The organism is Bradyrhizobium sp. LeoA1Lang, assembly GCF_055413685.1.
On sequence record NZ_JBVAPG010000308.1, the window covers coordinates 1 to 4,600 of the forward strand.

At 57.0% G+C, this 4,600-nt stretch carries 3 protein-coding genes; 1 reads left to right on the plus strand and 2 read right to left on the minus strand.

From position 1 onward, the window contains the following. Positions 1-300 precede the first annotated feature (300 nt). The gene (locus tag ACZYOF_RS42375; protein ID WP_463719451.1) at positions 301-1,755 is read left to right on the plus strand and encodes a GmrSD restriction endonuclease domain-containing protein; all 1,455 of its coding nucleotides are present in this window, start codon (positions 301-303) and stop codon (positions 1,753-1,755) included. Positions 1,756-1,939: 184 nt separating this feature from the next. On the opposite strand, the gene ACZYOF_RS42380 is transcribed toward ACZYOF_RS42375, so the two are convergent. Both ACZYOF_RS42380 and ACZYOF_RS42385 read right to left on the minus strand, forming a co-directional pair. Next, positions 1,940-2,317, minus strand: a complete 378-nt coding sequence (locus ACZYOF_RS42380) for a VOC family protein (protein ID WP_463719452.1) — start codon at positions 2,315-2,317, stop codon at positions 1,940-1,942. Between the two features lie 1,608 nt (positions 2,318-3,925). Further along, the gene (locus ACZYOF_RS42385) at positions 3,926-4,378 is read right to left on the minus strand and encodes a hypothetical protein (protein WP_463719453.1); all 453 of its coding nucleotides are present in this window, start codon (positions 4,376-4,378) and stop codon (positions 3,926-3,928) included. Positions 4,379-4,600 lie beyond the last annotated feature (222 nt).

The following is a 4,600-nucleotide window of genomic DNA, read 5'->3' on the forward strand; positions in this document are numbered from 1 at the left end:
CGACGGCTGGCAGACCCTCGCCAGCAAGCCCATTGCTCAGCCGGTTGATCTTGCCGCCTGAGCAGATATCATCCGTTCACCGGAGACTCGCGACGGACAAATTCCAACCAAGTTCGCGACGGCACCACTCCTAGTCCCGCAGACCTAAAGTTACTCTGGGTTTGGGGGATTCGAAATGGCCACCAGCATTGTCAATTTGGACGCACTCATTCAGCGCGACGATTTCCGGGTCAAGAGCGGAAGCGCTGATTATAGTCGTAGAGATAAGATTGCAATTACAGTATAGAGCCGAAGGCGTTCATGTACTTGGCTTTGCGTAAGCCAGATTTTCAGCGTGAGACTGCAAACTGGTCGCCTCCGAAAATCCAAGACTTTGTAAAGACATTTCTCGACGGCGACCTAGTGCCTGCCATCATTCTTTGGGCAGCTGGGGAGACAGTTTTTGTCATTGACGGCGCTCATCGGCTCAGCGCTCTAATCGCGTGGGTTCAGGACGACTACGGCGATGGAGCGACTTCGAGAGATTTCTCAAAAAACGATATTCCGAGAGAGCAGATTAAAGCGGCTCGAAAGACAAGGGAGCTAATCGACAACACGATCGGCTCGTATCGGGATCATGTCCTCGCTGGAGAACATCCCGAGCGCGCGCGAGCAGACGTACTACAGAGAGCAAAGCGGCTCGCGAGTTTGTCGTTAGATCTTCAGTGGATCAGAAATACCGACTCCCAGAAAGCTGAGAATTCGTTCTTCAAAATCAATCAAGCGGCCACCGCAATTGACCCGACGGAACTCCGAATAATTCGTGCGCGGAAAGCAGCGAACGCAATTGCATCACGAGTTATCACTCGTAATTCGACAGGTCACGAATATTGGTCCGAGTTCGAAGATGAGAGAAAGAAAGAGACGGAAGACCTCGGACGAGAGCTCTACAAACTGTTATTCCATCCGCCCATTGAAACCCCGATCAAGACGTTGGATTTGCCTGTCGCCGGACGCGGTTACAGTAGCCCAACACTTCCATTGATTTTCGAGACGGTGAACTTGGCCAATGATGTCCCCGTTATTGACGTAACAAAGAAATCCTCCAAGCTAGAGGAACCGCCCTCGCCAGATGTCGATGGATCGCAAACCGTTAAGTTCCTCAGAAACACTAGGAAACTGGTGAATCGAATCACAGGCCTGCATCCCTCATCACTTGGCCTACATCCAGCTGTCTACTTCTATAGCGCGACCGGACGCCACCAACCGACGGCCTTCCTCGCCGTCATTGAATTGATGAAGGAGTTCGAGCGAGCCGAGTCGTTTCGGCGGTTTACATCCGTGAGAGCGAAATTTGAGCAATTCATTTTAAACAACAAGAGCTTCTCAAACCAAGTGACCGTTAAAGTCGGCAGCGGCCCGAAGGGTTTCGCTAGGCTCAAGAATCTATATGTCCGCGTCTTTGATGCGTTGGAGACGGGCCTCGAAAACGAAGAAATTCTGGAATCATTTCGCAAGGATAAGGAATTCTCTTTTCTTACCCCAGACGAGCGTTTCGCCGACGGTAGTTCCAGTCAGTTCAGCAAGGAAACAAAGTCTGCGACATTTCTTAGGGACGCAATTGCGGGGGCGCCACGATGCAGTATCTGCAACTGCTTGCTGCATTTTAATTCGATCCAGGTTGATCATATCGTTCGAAAGCAGGACGGCGGCTTAGGTGTTCTGGAGAATGCGCAACTCGCTCATCCCTTCTGCAACAGTACAATCAAGAACTAAGCATCATGCCAACACGAGAAGAAGTTCTACGCGGCCTTGCCGACCTTATGAGACGGATCGAAGCCGAAGGAACAGCTCGTACGGCGGATTAGCCGTAGGCGTAATCCGCCGCCTTATGGTACGTGAACGGCGGATTACGCTGCGCTAATCTAACTAACCCGCCCTACGAAATAACACCGCCCGCTCAAGCCATCCGATGCACGGCGCAGATCTTGTTGCCGTCGAGATCGCGCAAGTAGGCGATATAAAGCTGCACCTCGCCCATGCCCCGGACACCAGGCGGATCCTCACAGGTCTTGCCCCCGCTCGCGATGCCGCTCGCATGGAAGGCATCAACCTCCTCCTTCGACGCAGCATTGAAGCCGATCGTGCCGCCATTGGCACAGGTCGCCGCTTTGCCGTCGATCGGCTTCGACACCGAGAAGGTCCCCGTCCTCGTGCGCCAGAACACGCGATGGCGGTCGACAAACCCGGGCCTGACGCCAAGCGTGCCGAGCAGCGCATCGTAAAACGCCTTGGACTTGTCGAGGTCGTTGGTCCCGATCATCACATGCGAAAACATGCTGCAAATACCTCCCGTTGCGCGACGTTCATTCCGCTGCGACGCCGCTTCGCAGAAGATGTTCCTAGCAGAAGGTTGGGCGGGGATGGAAGTCCGGGACGGGCGCGGGCGGCGCAATCGAGACGTCCGCCGGGTGGAATAAACTTCTGCGCTCGCCTGACAGGCTAAGGCGAGGGGCTCCATCCGCGGGCGCGAGACTGCGGATTGCGCCAGAGCGTGATGAGATCAGGTCGAGTTGGCGCCACGCTGGAAGTGTTTCACCTCTCCCCGATGGGGAAGAGGTCGGCACTGCGGTTACGGCGCGTCCTGCTTTGCGAAGACGCGGGCTCAGCGCGACACGTTTGGACAGCACTGCTGCCTCAATATCCATCCCGCTCTCCTCCGACCGGTGGCAACTCAAGAAAAGCCGCGCGCGGAAGGAACCGGATGCGCAAGGTCGTACTTCTAGGCCTGCAGGCACACTTGGTACGTCAAGTTGACCCTTGCAAAACAAACTTACAAAGGGTGCGAAAATGCCACGGGTGAAGCAAGCTACAAAGCAGGCGCGTGCGACGAAAGCCGCCGCCGTTACGGCACTCGGTACGGCGGGACTGGGTCTTTCACTGGCGGGGAGCGCGTCCGCGTCCGCGATACCCACCGCCGATATCCCGCAGCCTGACAACATCTCGCCCAATCAGCGCCTGGTCCTTGGTGACGAGGAAATGGCCGACGTCAGTCTCGCCACGTTCTATCTCTTCGATAAGGAAAACGCTGCTAGCGGCGTGCAGCTCGCCGCCGTTGTCGTTCGCGGTTGCCGAGGTTGCCGCGGCTGCCGCGCCTGCCGTGGCTGCGGAGGTTGGCGTGGCTGTGGTGGCTGCGGAGGGTGCGGCGGCTGCTGCGCACGCTGGGGACGATGCCGCTGGTGCTAAGTTCACGGCCTCAGGGTTAAACGACAAAGCTTGATGAACTGCGCCGTCCGCCCGCAAGCCGGCGATGACCTTCCACGTCGCCGATCGGCAGCGCGTACGGCGGATTGGCCACCGGGTCCGCGCTTTGCGCGGCCCGATGACAGGCTCCGCGTAATCCGCCGTTCACGTACCACAAGGCGGCGGATTACCCCTTCGGCCAATCCGCCCTACGTGCTCTATCGAACGACAGCCGCCTCGCCGATCCACCGCCCCTCCCAGAGATAAAAGCGATCCGTTGATCCGAGCGCTTGAGCCGCCTCTTCGCGACACAAGAACACGAAACCCAGACGCCTCCGTTCGCCCGGCATCATGGCGCGTTCGAGCAGCGGATAGCCATCCCAGCCCTCGTCAACACTTCTGTCCCTGGTGCATGGACAGCCCCAGCCAAGACGGACCGGCCCCGTCCTGCCACCTGCCTCGACCGGATAAAGATAAAGGTCCACAACCAAGTCAGGCGTTACGGAGTGCAAGGCTTCACGGAATGAGGTCTCGCGTGCCACAGCCACACCTCAACGCGTAGGGCGGATCAGCCACCGGGTCCGCGCTTCGCGCGGCCCGATGACAGGCTCCGCGTAATCCGCCATCCACGTACCACAAAGCGGCGCATTACGCTTTCGGGTATCCGCCCTACGAGCCGCGACGCCGCTTCGCGGGGAAGGTCTTAGTTCTTGGCGGGGCACTTGGCCCGAATCTCTCTGAGAAGCTTTCGCATATTCTCAAAATAAATTTCATCGAGAGTGGGAGGCATGTCTTCGCAGATGTATTGGTGATGGTACTTGATCTCTTCATCAAAGCTTTTTCGCCATTCCGGCTTGTCGTATGCTTCCAGCATCTCGTCGTACGCAAACAGCAGATGCGCGACGTAATTTTTGTATTGCGCGAGTTTCTTTCGGTCTGCCTTGATCTCCAACAGATCAGGCTCAGCGTATTCCGGGTGCCGCAACGCAGATTCGCTGTATGACATGTAGACTTGGCGGGCAGCTACTTCTTTGAAGTTCTTGCTGATGAAGTAGACTTGAGCAACGACGATGACGAAGGCGAAGCCAGCAATGACCGCGGATGCGATTTGCGCCCAGTTCGACTTCGGCCGATTGTTCTCGGATTGAGCGGACATGTTTAGACCAAGGTGGAGTAGATAGGTGGTGAGTGAAGCCAGCCTCCGCGGAATCTGCGGATTGGCGGGGGAGGAGGGGGCAGTCCGTAGGGCGGATTAGTCTTACTGCGTCACGAGTTTTCGTCGCGTGTTTGGAGCTGGGTGGCGCCACAGCAGGGACATCTCTGTAAGGTGCTGATCAGCGCTCGGATCAAGCGCAGCCGCATGGTCGCGATCGAGTTT

Coding starts and splice junctions, on each gene's coding strand:
- ACZYOF_RS42380 (WP_463719452.1), bottom strand. CDS start 2,317: ATGTTTTCGCATGTGATGATCGGGACCAACGACCTCGACAAGTCCAAG.
- ACZYOF_RS42385 (WP_463719453.1), bottom strand. CDS start 4,378: ATGTCCGCTCAATCCGAGAACAATCGGCCGAAGTCGAACTGGGCGCAA.
- ACZYOF_RS42375 (WP_463719451.1), top strand. CDS start 301: ATGTACTTGGCTTTGCGTAAGCCAGATTTTCAGCGTGAGACTGCAAAC.